Source organism: Pseudomonas sp. LBUM1647, from assembly GCF_059716175.1.
The window spans coordinates 2924314-2939918 of sequence record NZ_CP166809.1 but is presented as its reverse complement, the minus strand read 5'-3'; the positions used below and the strand labels follow the sequence as shown (position 1 = coordinate 2939918).

Annotated in this window: 15 protein-coding genes; 9 read left to right on the top strand and 6 right to left on the bottom strand. The window is 56.7% G+C overall.

All coding sequences use genetic code 11. The annotated features are described in order from the left end of the window. Window positions 1-14: 14 nt before the first annotated feature. Both ACA059_RS13390 and ACA059_RS13385 read right to left on the bottom strand, forming a co-directional pair. On the bottom strand, window positions 15-866 hold the full coding sequence (locus tag ACA059_RS13390; protein WP_497634217.1) for a HemK/PrmC family methyltransferase: 852 nt from the start codon (window positions 864-866) through the stop codon (window positions 15-17). Then, the gene (locus ACA059_RS13385) at window positions 863-2296 is read right to left on the bottom strand and encodes an NAD(P)/FAD-dependent oxidoreductase (protein ID WP_497634215.1); all 1434 of its coding nucleotides are present in this window, start codon (window positions 2294-2296) and stop codon (window positions 863-865) included. The genes ACA059_RS13390 and ACA059_RS13385 overlap by 4 nt, the downstream gene beginning before the upstream one ends. 554 nt (window positions 2297-2850) lie before the next feature. Between ACA059_RS13385 and yghX the strand changes: the two genes are divergently transcribed. Then, complete coding sequence (yghX, locus tag ACA059_RS13380) at window positions 2851-3738, top strand: YghX family hydrolase (RefSeq protein ID WP_497634213.1); 888 nt, start codon at window positions 2851-2853, stop codon at window positions 3736-3738. Here the strand turns inward: yghX and mug are convergent. Further along, window positions 3735-4256 (bottom strand): G/U mismatch-specific DNA glycosylase, encoded by a 522-nt coding sequence (mug, locus tag ACA059_RS13375; RefSeq protein WP_497634211.1) that lies wholly within the window; start codon window positions 4254-4256, stop codon window positions 3735-3737. The genes yghX and mug overlap by 4 nt on opposite strands. 8 nt (window positions 4257-4264) lie before the next feature. Beyond that, on the bottom strand, window positions 4265-4891 hold the full coding sequence (locus ACA059_RS13370) for a TetR/AcrR family transcriptional regulator (protein ID WP_497634209.1): 627 nt from the start codon (window positions 4889-4891) through the stop codon (window positions 4265-4267). 224 nt (window positions 4892-5115) lie between these two features. On the opposite strand from ACA059_RS13370, the gene ACA059_RS13365 reads away from it, so the two are divergent. The 5 genes from ACA059_RS13365 to ACA059_RS13345 all read left to right on the top strand — a co-directional run bounded on the left by ACA059_RS13365 (window position 5116) and on the right by ACA059_RS13345 (window position 11225). Beyond that, the gene (locus ACA059_RS13365; RefSeq protein ID WP_497634208.1) at window positions 5116-6252 is read left to right on the top strand and encodes an HlyD family secretion protein; all 1137 of its coding nucleotides are present in this window, start codon (window positions 5116-5118) and stop codon (window positions 6250-6252) included. After that, entirely contained in the window at window positions 6252-7736 is a 1485-nt protein-coding gene (locus tag ACA059_RS13360) for a DHA2 family efflux MFS transporter permease subunit (RefSeq protein WP_497634206.1), read from the top strand. Before ACA059_RS13365 ends, ACA059_RS13360 begins: the two co-directional genes overlap by 1 nt. Window positions 7737-7755: 19 nt before the next feature. After that, window positions 7756-9246: an efflux transporter outer membrane subunit gene (locus ACA059_RS13355; protein ID WP_497634205.1), complete on the top strand. Its 1491-nt coding sequence runs from the start codon at window positions 7756-7758 to the stop codon at window positions 9244-9246. 23 nt (window positions 9247-9269) lie between these two features. Further along, window positions 9270-10220 (top strand): aldo/keto reductase, encoded by a 951-nt coding sequence (locus ACA059_RS13350; protein ID WP_497634204.1) that lies wholly within the window; start codon window positions 9270-9272, stop codon window positions 10218-10220. Window positions 10221-10286: 66 nt separating this feature from the next. Further along, window positions 10287-11225, top strand: a complete 939-nt coding sequence (locus ACA059_RS13345) for a LysR family transcriptional regulator (protein ID WP_497634203.1) — start codon at window positions 10287-10289, stop codon at window positions 11223-11225. Between the two features lie 60 nt (window positions 11226-11285). Here the strand turns inward: ACA059_RS13345 and ACA059_RS13340 are convergent, their stop codons facing one another. After that, the gene (locus ACA059_RS13340) at window positions 11286-11558 is read right to left on the bottom strand and encodes a DUF2790 domain-containing protein (RefSeq protein ID WP_497634201.1); all 273 of its coding nucleotides are present in this window, start codon (window positions 11556-11558) and stop codon (window positions 11286-11288) included. Window positions 11559-11796: 238 nt separating this feature from the next. On the opposite strand from ACA059_RS13340, the gene ACA059_RS13335 reads away from it, so the two are divergent. Beyond that, window positions 11797-12249, top strand: coding sequence for a hypothetical protein (locus ACA059_RS13335; RefSeq protein ID WP_497634200.1), 453 nt, complete (start codon window positions 11797-11799; stop codon window positions 12247-12249). Between the two features lie 47 nt (window positions 12250-12296). On the opposite strand, the gene ACA059_RS13330 is transcribed toward ACA059_RS13335, so the two are convergent. After that, the gene (locus ACA059_RS13330) at window positions 12297-12614 is read right to left on the bottom strand and encodes a carboxymuconolactone decarboxylase family protein (protein WP_056745235.1); all 318 of its coding nucleotides are present in this window, start codon (window positions 12612-12614) and stop codon (window positions 12297-12299) included. 212 nt (window positions 12615-12826) lie between these two features. On the opposite strand from ACA059_RS13330, the gene ACA059_RS13325 reads away from it, so the two are divergent. Both ACA059_RS13325 and ACA059_RS13320 read left to right on the top strand, forming a co-directional pair. Further along, window positions 12827-14200 carry a glutamine synthetase family protein gene (locus tag ACA059_RS13325; protein ID WP_140681359.1) on the top strand — a complete coding sequence of 458 codons (1374 nt, stop codon included), beginning with the start codon at window positions 12827-12829 and terminating at the stop codon, window positions 14198-14200. Between the two features lie 10 nt (window positions 14201-14210). Beyond that, the gene (locus ACA059_RS13320; RefSeq protein WP_497634197.1) at window positions 14211-15602 is read left to right on the top strand and encodes an aldehyde dehydrogenase family protein; all 1392 of its coding nucleotides are present in this window, start codon (window positions 14211-14213) and stop codon (window positions 15600-15602) included. Window positions 15603-15605 lie beyond the last annotated feature (3 nt).

The following is a 15605-nucleotide window of genomic DNA, read 5'->3' as shown; positions in this document are numbered from 1 at the left end:
CTCCTTTCTGAAAATCAATGTGATTTACATCCGATGGTCATTACTGAGCTGCCCGAGGCGTCAGACGCTTCCTTATCGATTACAGTTTGCGTATTTGTCAGCTGATTCTGTTTGAACAGTTCACGCACCGCTCTGGCCTGTTCCTCGCCATGTTCAATGACTAGCCAACCTTCACGACTAAGTAACTGGTTCGCGAGCGAGATGATTTGCCGTATCAGTTCAAGACCATCGACCCCGGAATAGACCGACTCCCGTGGATGGTGATCGCTCCACTCAGGCAACAACTCTTGGGACTGTGGGACGTACGGAGGATTAGCGACAATCAAACCCACCTGGTCTGTGAATCGCGTAAATGCCTGTTTGTCGCGAATGTCTGCCTGCAAGTGATTGACCTGCCCCCCTTTGCAGGCCAGTCGATCGATGTTGCGTTTGAGGTACTGCATCGCTATCTCATCAAACTCCACACATGTCACTTTCAGATCCGGTCTGCGCCGTGCGATCGCCAAGCCAATCGCGCCGCTTCCGGCACACAAATCGAGAACACTTGCTCCCGGTCGCAGCGCAGCACTGGTCTCCAGCCACTTGTGAATGATTTGGCTGTGAGGGCGGGGGATAAACACGCCGCTACCGACCACCAGCGGCATTTCGTCAAACTCCACCATGCCAACAATATGCCCGAGAGGAATTCGGTTACAGCGCTCTTTAACCGCTAACATAAACTCATTGAGCGCACGGCTTTTATCCAGCCGTTCGATATAGCGATCTATAAGACAACTCAAATCGGCTTCCAAGTCCCAGACACCAGACGCTTGCAACATGGCCCGCGCTTGACTAATAGCAAGATACTCACGATCCGTAAGACTCATGACCACTCCTTGTAATACTGCGAAAGTCTTTTCAAAATTGACTCATACAGATAGGAGAATGCGACCAACTCCGGCGGAGGCGTAAATGACGGGTGCAAGTTATTTATAAGTTGTTCGTAATTGCGCGACAGCCCTTCATCCAGCAAAGGAAACCAGTAAGGTTTTATATCCCAACGATACTCATACCCTGTGGCAAACATCTGCTGTACCGTTTCCCTGACCGTATTCTCGCGGGCAAACCCAGATAACGGAGCACGTACAGGTTTGAAAGGGCTGAGATCCAGATCGGGAGTCTCTATATCGGTCAAGCAATTAGCTATATACCGCGCCAACAATGGTGATTGGTGCAGGCCGTCTCGGTAGGTGCCTGTTGCAAGCCAAAGACCTTCGATGCCGCACTCGCCAATCAATGGAAAACCATCTGCCGGAATTGGTCTGTTGCCAACCTGTATGGAAATGATTTCAGCGCCGTGAAGGTCCAGGTTCAACTGATCAACAGCACAGTCAAGCAAAAACTGTACATCCGATATGAGAGCCTGCTGTTTAGGCTGCTCGGAAATTATATTAGTGGCTCCCAGATACAGGACGCCGTCCCCACGAGGGACACAGTGCAAGCCGCACGCAAAAGCACGATTTGGCGTCCGTATGACAGAACTCGGCAATTCAACCCCTTCTGGCATTTTCACGAGAATTGAAACGCCATATCCACTGAACAACGGTGGAATTTTCTTTACGAGCTCGTCGAAATCACTAAGCAGGTCTAAAGATTGAACGCCTGCCGCAATCACAACTTTTTTAGCCCATAGAACCTCTCCATTGCATAACTCAATGCCGGTGACTACCCCACCCTCAACCAGCACGCGTTGGGCGTTCTCATTTTTTAGAGTGCCGCCCTCGGAGGCAAATGCAGCATCCAGTTTCTCCAGCAAAAGATGAGAATTCACGGAGTGCTCGTTTGGTATGTACAGCCCACGCAAAGGGCGAACCAGATGGTTAGGTTTCAGCCACTCCATTTTGCGTGGATCAACAATTTCGAAGGGCTCACCATACTCACGAAGGGTTCTCTCGATGGTGTCGTAGTTAACGCTGTCCACCTCATCCATGCCGGCGGTGTTGAGCAGCACATGGGTCCCAATCGCGGTAAACAACGAACTGGAATCACCTGAAGATATCGCCAAGCGCTCCGCCCAACTTGACCACAGATGTTGAGCTTGTCGGTCCATATCTAATTTCAATCGACCAAAATCACTTGCCAGTAGGCCGCTTGTTACCTCCCCGAAACATCCATTCATCGCGCCTGCAGCCCTTGACGCTGCATTTGTACGATCAGTCTCACCAACTCGGCAGACATTTAAACCACGCGTGGACAACTCATACGCGATTGACCCACCAACAGCTCCTGCACCTACGACAATGACGTCGAACTCCATGTTTTGACCTCAGACGATTACCCGCGACGTAAGAAAAATCAACTTTTCTCGTTGGAAAACAGGAACACTTCTATAATTTCGTTACATTGCGATTCAACCGACTATTTGTTTCATATTGTATCTTTGAAATAATTCTACACATATTCAAATAGAGCTAAAAATCTGAACCTCCGCGCTTAAAGCCACAGACTGCCCTGCTGACTTTTAAAAAACAGCAACCTATGAAAACTTACTAAGAGCTGCATAATTAGTAAAAACAAATACTTCAAAAAAATAGACAACCACGGATTGTGTGAAAACTTAACTACCCGCCTGACGATTAGAGCTTGGCCGCAGGTGAGCTGTAGCGATCGATAGCATTAATTTCCAGGCAGCCGCGTCCTAACCCAAAAGCAAGCGCCCCAAACTATCTCGGGCGTTTGCTTGAATCACCCTCTCCGCGTTTTCACCCAGTCTTCGAGGCCTCTTTTTTTTGTGAGCGGCTACGCTCGTTAGGTATCGCTCACCCTGTCCAACCGACAGAGCAATCGACCCGCCCAAGAGGAAGCGCACAGATGACCCGTCTCACTGCGAAAGACTTCGCTCCGGAACTGCTCGAACTGTACGACTACTACGCCCACGGCAAGATCAACCGGCGAGAGTTTCTGGATCGAGCGGCGTTGTTCACCTTAGGGGGGTTGACGGCCAGCGCGCTCCTTGCGGCCCTGAGTCCGAATTATGCGCTCGCCGAGCAGGTTGAATTTACCGATCCGGACATTGTTGCCGAGTACATCACCTATCCATCCCCCAAGGGCAACGGGCAGGTCCGTGGCTATCTGGTACGCCCGGCGAAAGCCACCGGCAAGGTGCCGGCGGTGGTGGTCGTGCATGAAAATCGCGGGCTCAACCCGTACATCGAAGACGTCGCGCGGCGTGTGGCCAAGGCAGGCTTCATCGCCCTCGCCCCTGATGGCCTGACGTCGGTGGGCGGCTATCCTGGCAACGATGACAAAGGCCGCGAGCTGCAGGCGACCGTCGACCCGGAAAAGCTCATGAATGACTTTTTCGCCGCCATCGAGTGGCTGATGAAGCATGACGCGAGCAGCGGAAAAGTCGGGATCACCGGGTTCTGTTACGGCGGTGGCGTCGTCAATGCGGCGGCCGTCGCCTACCCGGAACTGGGGGCCGCCGTGTCCTTTTATGGCCGGCAGCCAGAGTCCAAGGATGTCGCCCGAATCAAGGCGCCGGTGATGCTTCACTACGGCGAATTGGATACGCGCATCAACGAAGGCTGGCCCGCCTATGAGAAGGCACTGAAAGCTGCGGGCAAGACGTATGAGGCGTACATCTACCCCGGCGCCAACCATGGTTTCCATAACGACTCCACGCCTCGATACGACGAGGCCGCGGCCAAGCTGGCCTGGGACCGGACGCTGGGGTGGTTTCGGCGGTACCTGGCTTAATGGTGAAGTTGCTCGCCTGTTGCTAAATAGAGTTGGCGGTATGCGCCCACCAGCTGATCAAGCGTGAACGCACGATTTCGACCACTGGGATTGGGCAGGATCCATACCGAGGCATTGCCAAAGGTCTTCGACTGGCGCCCCCACGCAATGTCTCGTTGGCCGGATAGCGCGCAATACGCCGCTTTACCGAGAAACGCCACAAAGCGTGGCGCATAGCGCGCGATCTTTTGTTCAAAGTCCGCAGCGGCAGCGATGAATTCATGTACAGACAGCTGATCCGCTCGCGCCGTCGGCCGTTCAACCACGGCCGTTAATCCGCACTGATACTGCAAAATCGTCCGATCGTTTTCCGGGCGCACCTCATCAGGCGTAAACCCGGCGAGATGGAGCGTGCGCCAGAAGCGATTGCCCCTGCCCGCAAAATGATGGCCTTGGGCAGCGGCAGTCACGCCTGGGTTGATGCCACAAAAAATCACGGCTAGCTGTTCGGCAAGAATATCGTCGAGTCCTTCACTCACCGTAAACCTCACCCACCGCAAATCACGTTGACCGCACTGCGCGCAAGCTCGGTCAGTTCAGCGCGGGATTTGCCCGCCCGCGCACGTATGGAAATGCTATGCAGCAGGGATGACGCGAGGACGGCAAGGGCCGCCGGGTCGACATCGCTTTTCAACTCGCCGGAACCGATGGCCGTTCGCAGACGCGTTTCGAGATCGGCATCGAGCCTGCTGAGCCGGTCCGAAAGCACGTCTCGTATTTCAGAATCCTCGACGGCTTCGGTCGTCGCTGTGCCAATCGCAAAGCACCCACGCGGCTGTCCGTCACCCGAGAAGTAGATCGACAACTGCCCCTCATAAAACCGCATCAACGCCTGGCTCAAGGTCAGTTCGTTGTCCGTCAGCGCCTCCTGCATGGCGGCAGCGGCAAACTCCCAATACTGCTCAAGCGCTTTGATATAGAGCGCGTGCTTGTCACCGAACGCCGCATAGAGGCTTGGGCGATTCATGCCGGCCGCGGTGGCGATGCTATCGAGAGAAGCGCCGGAATATCCGGTACTCCAAAAAACATCAAGCGCCTGCAGCAGTGCTGTTTGCGGGTCATACGCGCGAGGGCGACCGCGGCCTTTGCCCTCTGAAATCTTTTTTTGTGCCATGTTGTACAAAATCCTTGAAGATGGATGGGGTCGGGGATATTCTTACACCATCGCACAAAATTAAGGAACCAGAAATTCCTTAGCTTTGAGGTTTGTTGTAGCGGAGCTCGAACTGGGTGTTGCGGCGACGAAATTGATGCGGTGGAGCGATCCTCCTGGCCGCACACGATATGGCTGTTTTTGTGGGTGTTAGCCCTATTTCCCGGTTATAGGTGTATTCGATCATGACCAAACAGTTCGACATCTCAGCAACACAGACCTTCGAGCATCCAGGGCCGAACCAGGCTGACTTGCCCAACAAGAAGCCGTTGAAAGAGAAATTACGGCCATGGCTGATGGTGGGTTTCCCTGTCCTCTTCGCTGCGGTTGGATACGCCCACTATGTGGCAGGCGAGCCCTTTGTTTCGACCGATAACGCTTACGCCCGAGTGGCGAAGGCATCGATCAACGCGCGCATTTCCGGGCAAGTTGTCGAGATCGCCGTCGAGGACAATCAGCCTGTTCACAAGGGCCAGATTCTGTTTCGGATCGACCCGAAACCGCTCCAGATCGCCGTTGACCGTGCACAAGCGCAGTTAAGCGTCGCGCGGTTGCGAATCGATGGACTCAAGGCCAGCTACCGCCAGCAGCAAGCCGAACTGCAATCGGCCAAAGAGTCTGCCGATTTCGACCAGCGGGAATTTGCCCGCAAGAAGGCGCTGGTCGCGACCGAGTTCGTCTCGCGCGCAATTTACGAACGCGCCGACACAGACCTTAAAGTTGCCCGGCAACGAATCGCGTCGGTCGAACAACAGATCGCCAGCACGGTCGTGGCCTTGAACGGTAATCCAAACATCGAAGCCGATAGTCACCCGTCAGTTCGCGAGGCCAAGGCTCAGCTCGACGAGGCGCAGCTGTATCTCTCGTACGCGACGGTGTATGCGCCCGACGATGGCATCGTGGCCAAGGTCGACGATTTGCAGGTTGGCAACTATGTGAACAACGGCGCGCCAGCGTTTGCGCTGCTGTCCGATCGCGAGATCTGGGTTGAGGCCAACTTCCGCGAAACCGACGTGACCCACATGCGTCCAGGCCAGGAAGCGACCATCAGTATCGATACCTATCCTGATCACATATTCAAGGCCCACGTGACCAGCATGAGCCCGGGTGCCGGATCGGACTTCGCCCTGCTGCCGCCGGAAAATGCGACCGGTAACTGGGTCAAGGTTGTGCAGCGGGTACCGGTCCGACTCGAACTCGATGAGATGGACCCTGCCCTGCCCCTTTTCTCGGGCACCAGCGCCACGGTCAACGTCGATACCGGGTATCGCACGCCTTGGTGGCATCCGCTCAAAGCCCTGTTAACCGCAGGTAACTTCTGATGAACGCCAAACTTGCGGGACCTCAAGGTGCGGGGACATTAAGGTTCGCCGCGTTGCTCGCCACCTATATGCAGTCGGCGAACCTGCCTTTGCCGAATGCGGTTCTCAGGTTGATTCAGGGCAGCCTGTCGATGACCGACGACCAGGCTGGCTGGATATTCACGTCGTACCTCGCGGCGAGCGCCATCAGTATGCCGATTGCGCAATGGCTCGCCGGGCGCTATGGCTTGAAGCGGGTTTACCAAACCGCGCTGGCCTTCTTCGCCCTTGGCTTGCTGCTCGCGACGCAGGCAACGACGCCGCTGGAATTCGTTGGCGCGCGCATTGTTCAAGGCCTGGCGAGTGGCGTGCTGGCACCGCTGTCGATGGCGATTTCGCTGGAGAAATTGCCACTCGAGAAGCGCGCGAAATTTGGCGCGACCTGGACGGCCATCGTGCTCTTCGGCATCGTCAGCGGCCCGAGCATCGGCGGTTGGCTCGGCGAACATTTCGGATGGCGCCCGATCTTCTACATCAGCCTTCCGCTGTCGGCGTTTATCTTCCTGGTGATGGCGCTTTTGCTGGCCGAGAAAAAGGCCGAGAAACGTCCGTCGTTCGACTTCTTTGGCTTCGGCAGCTTCACGCTGGGTTTGATCAGCCTGCAAATGTTGCTCGACCGTGGTGAACGCCTGGACTGGTTTTCCTCGACCGAGATCTGGCTGGAAGCAATAGGCTGTGCACTGGGGCTCTACCTGTTCGCTGTGCATGTGCTGACCACGAAGGTGCATTTCCTCAACAAGCGCTTGTTCAACGACCGCAACTTCGTGCTCTCGACGGTCATCTTTTTCGCCGTGGGTTTCGTGCTGTTGTCGACCATGGCGCTGACCTCGCCGATGCTGGACGAGATTCTCGGCTACCCGCCTGACACCACGGGCTCCTTGACGATACCGAGAGGTATCGGGCTTGTAGGTGCGTTCCTGCTGATGGGCCGCGTTCCCGAGCGTTTCGACCGTCGTCTGTTCGTGGCGGCAGGCGTCGCCGTGGTGATTTATGCCAACTGGCTGATGCTCGGCTATTCGCCGTTGATGGACTGGTCGCCCGTGGCGGTGGCGGGTGCGATCCAGGGGATTGGCATCGGCATCTTGATGCCGTCGCTGACCAAGGTCGCGTTCAGCACGCTCGATCCGACGTTACGTCCGGAAGGCACCGGTCTGTTCAATCTGTCACGGGTGTACGGAAGCACCCTGGGCGTTGCGATTGTGCAGCTGTTCTTCTTCAACAACACGCAGGCGATGCACATGGCGCTGGTCAGCAACCTGACGCCGTATCGCGCCGCTGCGCACTCCGCGCCGACGTCCCTGCAAGCACTGGCGGGGCTCAACGAAATGATCACCGGCCAGGCAGCTTTTATCGCGGTGATCGACCAGTTCAAGATTTTGATGTTCGCGATGCTGGTGGTCAGCCCACTGGTTGTCTTTCTTCGCAAGCCCGTTCCGACCAACTAGTTTTCGTGGAGTTTGCCAAATGAAATCCCATGCACGCTTCATCAACAGACAGATGTTCAAAACCACGTTCGGTGCGGTGTCGGCGCTTGCATTCCTGACCGCCTGTACCGTCGGCCCTGACTATCAAATGCCGCCACCGAGCCTGTCGCAGCACTACGATCAACAGGCTGAGCAGCGTCTCGGCCAAGGCGGCAACAAGCCCGGTGAACAGCACATTGACCTGGGCAAGAAGGTCAACGGTGACTGGTGGTCTGCGTTTCGTTCGCCGAAGCTCGACAAGCTTGTACGTCGCGCTATTGACGGCAATCTTGAGCTCGTAGCGGCAGACGCGACGATCCGGCAAGCGGCTTCCTTCGTCGCTGCGGCGGAAGGAGCGCTGTATCCGCAGGTCGACTTTGGCGCCCAGGCTGGCCGCCAACGGGTGCACAACGCGAAAGAGCCTTCCATCTCCAATTTCTATGCAATCGGGCCACGGGTTGGCTTCGACCTTGACGTTTTCGGCGGTAACAAGCGCCAGGTCGAACAACAGCAAGCGTTTACCGATCTGCAGAAGCATCGCTACGAAGCGGCGTACCTGACCCTGACGGGCGATGTTGCAAGCCAGGCGTTGTTGCTGGCCTCGGCCAACGCGCAGATGGAAGCGGTCGAGAAGCTGCTCGCCAATGACGCAAAGAACCTCGAACTGGTGCGCATGGCGCACGCCAATGGCAGCACCACGCAGATCGATGTTTCGCTGGCCGAGACGCGGCTCGCTCAGGACCGCACGCTGTTGCCGCCCCTCGCCCAGCAGCGCGACTCGGCACGCCACGCGCTGTCGATTCTGACGGGCAAAGGCCCGGCTGACTGGATCGCACCTGACTTCACGCTCGCCGAGTTTGCCTTGCCGGCAAACGTGCCCGTCAGTCTGCCCTCCGAAATGGCCCACGATCGGCCGGATGTACGGCAAGCAGAGGCAGAACTGCACATGGCCAGCGCCGCGGTTGGCGTGGCGACAGCCAACCTTTATCCCCATGTCGAGCTGTCCGCGTCGTTCGCACAGGCGGCTTCAGGCAATGGCGGCGCCGCACTGTGGGGCTTCGCTGCCGGGCTCACAGCGCCCATCTTCAATGGCGGAACGCTCAAAGCTGAACGTCAGGCCGCCGTCGACGGCTACAAGGGAACCCTCGCCGGCTACCAGCAGACCGTCATAAATTCGTTCGGTCAGGTCGCTGACACGCTGCAGGCGATCAATCATGACGCCGAGGAAAACCTGGCGCAGGAGGATGCGTTGCGAGCGGCGGAAACGAGCTTTCGGTTGAATCAACAAGCCTACGCGCAAGGCGAGAACAGCATTCTCCAGGTGCTGGAGGCGGAACGTGCTTATGAGCAAGCGTTACTGGGTCAAATCAGAGTGAAGACCGCGCAGTACCTCGACACGGTGCGCTTGTACGTGGCACTCGGCGGTAATTCCGTCGGTGTGTTTGAGCAACGAGTGGCCAGTCGCGAAGACCAGAAACCTTCCTATCAATAGAGCCAGATATTGGAGTCAAAGATATGCCATACGAATCCTTTCACGATGCACTTCGCGATACCCGATTCCCTCTGATACACGGATCCGGTGAGATGCCGGCCGTTGGCTTTGGCACGTTGTTTCGGGATCTCTCCGTGACAACACAAGCGGTCAAGGACGCGCTGCAAGCAGGATTTCGCCATTTCGATTGTGCGGAGCGTTATCGAAATGAAGAGAGGGTCGGCGTTGCCCTACAGGAAGTGATTGAGACGGGTAAGGTTCGGCGCGAGGACGTGTTCATCACCACGAAACTGTGGAACACCAACCATCGTCCCGAACGCGTCGAACCTGCTTTCGAGGCGAGTTGCCGACGGCTTCAAGTTGATTACATCGATTGCTATCTGATTCATACGCCGTTTGCCTTTCAGCCCGGTGATGATCAGGACCCAAGAGACGAGCACGGTCGAGTTATCTACGATTCAAGCGTGACGTTAATAGAGACTTGGGGGGCACTTGAGCGTCTGGTGGATGAAGGCCGCTGCAAGTCCATCGGCTTGTCTGATATCACGTTGGAGCGTTTACAAGAGATCGTGGCAGTGGCCCGGATAAAACCCGCCGTCGTGCAGGTCGAGTCCCACCCTTATCTGCCTGAATGGGAACTGCTTGAATATTGTCAGCAGCACGGAATTATCGTTCTTGCATTTGCGCCACTCGGCCATGGCATGGAGCCGAACGTATTGGAAGACTCGGTGATTACAGGGATCGCCAAGCGCGTGCAGAAGACCCCGGCTCAAGTGGCATTGGCCTGGTCGGTCCAGCGGGGAGTCGCTTTCCTGACCACGTCTGCGACGCCGAGCCATATTCAGGAAAACATTGATATTTCTACCCTGCCGCACAGGGCCATGCGTGAAATCCAGGAAGATATTACGACCCGGGTACGCTTCAATTCAGTAGTGGAAACGGGTGTACCTGGATTTATTCCGCAGAAAAAGTAATACACCACGAGGGGGCGGTCTTTTTGCGGGGCCGCCCTTTTTATCCATACCCCTGAGGTGGAAACGATGGACGTTTTCCAAACCATGCGTTTTTTTGTGGCGGTCGCTCAGAGCGGCAGCTTTACGGCGGCGGCTGAGGTGTTGGACACCACAACAACCAACGTTTCCAAAGCGGTCTCCAGCCTGGAGACCAGGCTTCAAACTCGCCTGATTAACCGGACAACCCGACGCCTGGCGCTGACCGAAGCCGGTCTGCGCTACTTGCAACGCTGCGAGAAAATTCTTGAAGAGGTGCGTGAAGCAGACGAAGAAGCAGGCACAGCTCACACCCTCCCCGTTGGCCGGCTGAAAATTCACGCGATGTCAGCCATTGGCAATCATTACGTGATCGATGCCATCGCCCACTATAGAGAGACTCATCCCTCGGTGATGTTTGATTTGACCCTGACCAACCGGCTCCCTGACTTGCTGGAAGAAGGCTATGACATGTCGATTGTTTTAGCGCGGGATTTACCCGATTCAGGGTTTGTCGCTCAGCGGCTCGGCATGACGTACAGCATCCTCTGCGCCTCGCCTGCGTACCTGAAGAAACGCGGACACCCGGGATCCCCGAGTGCACTTTGCTCACATGATTGTCTGAGAATTGTGAATACCGTCATGCCGGCTGAAAACTGGGCATTTGAGGGACCCGAAGGCATGGAAACCGTCAACATCCCGTTGTCTCCCTTGCACATCAACACCGCCGATGGCATGACCATCGCTATTACAATCGGGATGGGCATCGGCATTCAGCCGATTGCTTCGGCAGTCGACGGTCTCAGGGCGGGTACGTTAGTGCGGGTACTACCCGAGTATCATCTTGAAGAGTTGAATTTATTTGCAATCTACCCATCACGAAAATTCGTGGATGCAAAGATCAAGACATGGGTGGAGTTTCTTAAAAGTTATATTCCAGGCTTGTTGGCATCCGATGAAACAATCACAGGCTCAACCAGGAAACGATAACAACATTTGAAATGAGTGCTGCAGGTATGGAGTGTCGACCCTCCATCTTCCACACACGACTCAACCATTTGAACAGCCAGTGCCCATGACTTGATACTGCAGGACATGCCGTTGACCGTGAGAGTCTTCATACGTCATTTGCGCCGGGACTGGCCCGCACAGGTCAGGAATATCTGTCACCGTAATGACTTTCTGGATATCCAGCTTCGTATCGTAAGTGTACGTTTCAACAGGCAACTTGCTGTCCGCGGCAGTTGAATGGCTTTCGCCTGCAAATGCCTGTGTACCTAAAACGCCAAGCGCAAGAAACATCGCAAGTTTTGAGATTTTCATCGTATTCACCGTATCGTCAAAAGTTAACCTCGTGAGCGGGTTGACACTGACTCTGCTTGCTCACTGGGTAGAGACGATGCTAGGTGTTTACCCCTCCCTCAAACAGCAGCCCACTGGACAAACACTGTTGCCAGATTCCGCATGAATGGAGGATTTCGCACAGGCAACACCAGGAAGACGATTAATGAGCTATACCCGCTAATCTCCCATTGCAGTTCTTAACCACAGGAGGTTGGCAATGAAGCGCAGAAACTCACTTGCAGCGCTAATGGTCACCGCAAGCCTTTTCGGCTGTACCACTTCATCAAACCATGGCGTGAGCGTTCCTTTGGATGCCACCCGGCAGAACACCGGTCAGATCGGCAATGTAACGTTGGCCGACTGGGGCAAAGAAACCGGATTCAGTTTCTTCATCAGTGGTGCTCCAAGCGGAGCGTCTCTGCCCTTGCGCCTCTTCACCTTCATCAATAAAGGCAGCTGCCAGCAACCCGGGCCAGTCGCTTATGCAATGAATGATCATGTCACCACCGAACGCCAGGCCATACGCGGCTGGGCTTTCTCAAGAAGCGCACCTGTCGCATTGCCGGTCCTTCTTTCCGGTGAGTACTCCATCGTCGTTCGAAGTGCACCGGACAGTGGCAACGTCGATATTTTTTGCGGAGATATCAGGCAGAACGGCTCGGGGAAATAGCCTCGGCGTATCGGCGCCACGATGCTTCGGCGCTGGATCAAGCTCGTTTATGTCTCAATCACATCATCCGCCCAGCTGATGGCCGCAACGACGGTGGGAAAACCGATCGTGCTGGTCAGTGAGATCAGCGTGTGACGGATCTGCTCTGGTGTAGCACCCGCCTCCAGTGCCCGTCGGGTATGACTGTGCACCGCGCCCTCAGAACGGATGGCCGCCGCGGCACCGAGCTGGATCAGTTGGACAACGATCTCTTCCAGTGGGCCGGTGTGACGCACCGCCGTACCCAAGGCTTCCACTGCGGCCAAGTAATCCGGGTACTGCTGTTCGAGACGTTGGTAGGTGTTGTGCGCTTTCTTCTTTGCCATGTTTGTTTCCTCGCGTTGGAGGGCGATCAGTTCTCGCCTTTGCGCCTGAGTCATCAGGCTGCGATTTCCGAAACTTGCACACTGCAGCAGTAGGCTACGCTTACAGCAGCTTATTGCACACGATGCTCGCGTCTGCAGGTTTTGGTTTTTTCTGGAGAGCGTCTGCAACAGCTATTTCAGACAGGCCCAAACAATTCACGCAGGACTACGTGATGACCGAGCCCCTCCTCAGTTTTGATCAACTCAAGCGTGCCGCCGCCTCCGGCGAGATCGATACCGTTCTTGTCTGCATGGTCGACATGCAAGGCCGACTGGTCGGCAAGCGATTCCAGGTCGAGTTTTTCATCGACAGCGGCCATGAAGAAACCCACTGCTGCAATTACCTGCTGGCCGACGACATCGACATGGAGCCGGTGCCGGGTTACGCCGCGGCCAGCTGGAGCAAAGGCTATGGCGACTTTGTGCTCAAGCCCGACATGGCCACGTTGCGACGGGTGCCCTGGCTTGAGTGCACGGCGCTGGTGCTCTGCGATGTGCTCGATCATCACCATCGGCGCGACCTGCCGCACAGCCCGCGGGCGATCCTGAAAAAGCAGGTCGAGCGACTGCGCGAGCGCGGCTACACCGGCATGTTCGCCTCGGAACTGGAGTTCTATCTGTTCGACGAGAGCTACGAGGCCATCCACGAGCGCAACTACCACAAGCCGAAGACGGCCGGTCACTACATCGAGGACTACAACATCCTGCAGACCACCCGCGAAGAGCCGGTGCTGCGGGCGATTCGAAAACATCTGCAGGCCAGCGGCATTCCCGTGGAAAATTCCAAGGGTGAATGGGGGCCGGGCCAGGAAGAGATTAACATCCGTTACGCCGATGCGCTGACCATGGCCGACCACCACGTCATCATCAAGCACGCCTGCAAAGAGATCGCGCAACTGCAGGGCAAGGCGATCACGTTCATGGCCAAGTGGCGTTATGACGCCGCCGGTTCCAGCAGCCACATCCACAATTCGCTGTGGGACAAGAACGGTAAAAAGCCGCTGTTCTTCGACACCAAGGCCGAGTTTGGCATGTCGAAACTGATGCGCTCCTGGGTGGCCGGGCAGCTTAAATATGCCAACGACATCACCTGTTTTCTCGCGCCCTACATCAATTCGTACAAGCGCTTTCAGGCCGGCACCTTTGCCCCGACCAGGGCGGTGTGGAGTCGGGACAATCGCACCGCAGGTTTCCGTTTGTGCGCAGAAGGCAGCAAAGCCATCCGCATCGAATGTCGCATTGGCGGTGCCGACCTCAACCCTTATCTGGCCTTCGCCGCCTTGATCGCTGCGGGACTGGCCGGTATCGACGAGAAGCTCAGCCTCGCGCCGCCCTTCGAGGGCGATGCCTACGTCGACGAACACTTGCCTGAAGTATCGAAGACCCTGCGCGAAGCCTGCGCCGCACTCCAGGGCTCGACCATGTTGCGCGAGGCGTTCGGCGATGAAGTGATCGACCACTACGTGCACACTGCCGAATGGGAGCAGAAAGAGTACGACCGGCGGATCACCGACTGGGAACTGCAGCGCGGGTTTGAGCGCTATTGAGACTTCCATCATGACTTCAACGATTCAACTCATCTCCCCAGTTGATGGCCGGGTCTATGCCGAACGCCGCTGCGCCGATGCGGAGCAAATCGACCAGGCTCTGGCAGCGGCCGAAGCTGCCCAGACGCAATGGAAACGCCGGCCACTGAGCGAACGCGCCGCTTTTTGCAGCGCCGCAGTGGACGCGATGTTGGCCATGAAGGCCGACATCGTGCCGGAACTGGCCTGGCAGATGGGCCGCCCGGTGCGCTTTGGTGCTGGCGAACTGCGCGGTTTCGAAGAACGTGCCCGGCATATGATTGCCATTGCGCCTGACGCATTGGCAGCGATTGAACCGACACCTGTCGCCGGCTTTCGACGCCATATCAAACGTGAACCGTTGGGTACGGTGCTGGTAGTCGCCCCGTGGAATTACCCCTATCTGACGGCAGTCAACACGATCATTCCGGCGCTGATGGCGGGCAACAGCGTCATCCTCAAACACGCGTCGCAAACGTTGCTGGTGGGTGAACGTTTCGCCGAGGCCTTTCGCCGCGCCCATCTGCCCGAAGGGCTGTTCCAGAACCTGCTGCTCAGTCATGTTTATACCGGAGCGATCATTGCCTCTGGACGCGTGCAGCAAGTGAACTTCACCGGCTCGGTCGAAGCCGGTAAATCCATGGAACACGCGGCCGTCGGAGGTTTCCTCGGCGTGGGCCTGGAGCTCGGCGGCAAAGACCCGGCCTACGTCCGGGCAGACGCCAACCTCGAACATGCGGTGGAAAACCTGGTGGACGGCAGCTTCTTCAACTCCGGGCAAAGCTGTTGCGCCGTCGAGCGAATCTATGTCGATAGCAAAATTTACCCGGCCTTTGTCGAGCGCTTCGTTTCTTTGACCCGCCAATACGTGCTGGGCAACCCACTGGACGAAGCCACCACGCTCGGTCCGCTGGTGACACCGACTGCCGCTGATTTCGTTCGTGGTCAGATCGCCGATGCTCTGTCCCAAGGCGCTCGGGCGCTGATCGATCCAAAGGAATTTCCTGCCGACGCACCGGGCAGCGCCTACCTCGCGCCGCAAGTATTAGTCGACGTCACCCATCAAATGTCGGTGATGCGCGAGGAAAGCTTTGGTCCCGTGGTCGGCATCATGCCGGTGGCCAGCGACGACGAAGCCATTGCCTTGATGAACGACAGTGAGTTCGGGCTCAGCGCGTCCATCTGGACGCAAGACCTTGCCGCCGCCGAACGCCTGGGCAACGAGATCGACACCGGCACCGTGTTCATGAACCGCTGCGATTACCTGGACCCGGCCCTGGCCTGGACCGGAGTGAAGAACAGCGGGCGCGGCGTCACGCTGTCGCGCCTGGGTTATGAACATCTGACCCGAGCGAAATCCTTCCATTTGCGCCACGAGATCTGAGCC

Coding starts and splice junctions, on each gene's coding strand:
- ACA059_RS13325 (WP_140681359.1), top strand. CDS start 12,827: ATGACCGAGCCCCTCCTCAGTTTTGATCAACTCAAGCGTGCCGCCGCC.
- yghX (WP_497634213.1), top strand. CDS start 2,851: ATGACCCGTCTCACTGCGAAAGACTTCGCTCCGGAACTGCTCGAACTG.
- ACA059_RS13370 (WP_497634209.1), bottom strand. CDS start 4,891: ATGGCACAAAAAAAGATTTCAGAGGGCAAAGGCCGCGGTCGCCCTCGC.
- ACA059_RS13320 (WP_497634197.1), top strand. CDS start 14,211: ATGACTTCAACGATTCAACTCATCTCCCCAGTTGATGGCCGGGTCTAT.
- ACA059_RS13350 (WP_497634204.1), top strand. CDS start 9,270: ATGCCATACGAATCCTTTCACGATGCACTTCGCGATACCCGATTCCCT.
- ACA059_RS13390 (WP_497634217.1), bottom strand. CDS start 866: ATGAGTCTTACGGATCGTGAGTATCTTGCTATTAGTCAAGCGCGGGCC.
- ACA059_RS13365 (WP_497634208.1), top strand. CDS start 5,116: ATGACCAAACAGTTCGACATCTCAGCAACACAGACCTTCGAGCATCCA.
- ACA059_RS13335 (WP_497634200.1), top strand. CDS start 11,797: ATGAAGCGCAGAAACTCACTTGCAGCGCTAATGGTCACCGCAAGCCTT.
- ACA059_RS13345 (WP_497634203.1), top strand. CDS start 10,287: ATGGACGTTTTCCAAACCATGCGTTTTTTTGTGGCGGTCGCTCAGAGC.
- ACA059_RS13385 (WP_497634215.1), bottom strand. CDS start 2,296: ATGGAGTTCGACGTCATTGTCGTAGGTGCAGGAGCTGTTGGTGGGTCA.
- ACA059_RS13360 (WP_497634206.1), top strand. CDS start 6,252: ATGAACGCCAAACTTGCGGGACCTCAAGGTGCGGGGACATTAAGGTTC.
- ACA059_RS13355 (WP_497634205.1), top strand. CDS start 7,756: ATGAAATCCCATGCACGCTTCATCAACAGACAGATGTTCAAAACCACG.
- ACA059_RS13330 (WP_056745235.1), bottom strand. CDS start 12,614: ATGGCAAAGAAGAAAGCGCACAACACCTACCAACGTCTCGAACAGCAG.
- ACA059_RS13340 (WP_497634201.1), bottom strand. CDS start 11,558: ATGAAAATCTCAAAACTTGCGATGTTTCTTGCGCTTGGCGTTTTAGGT.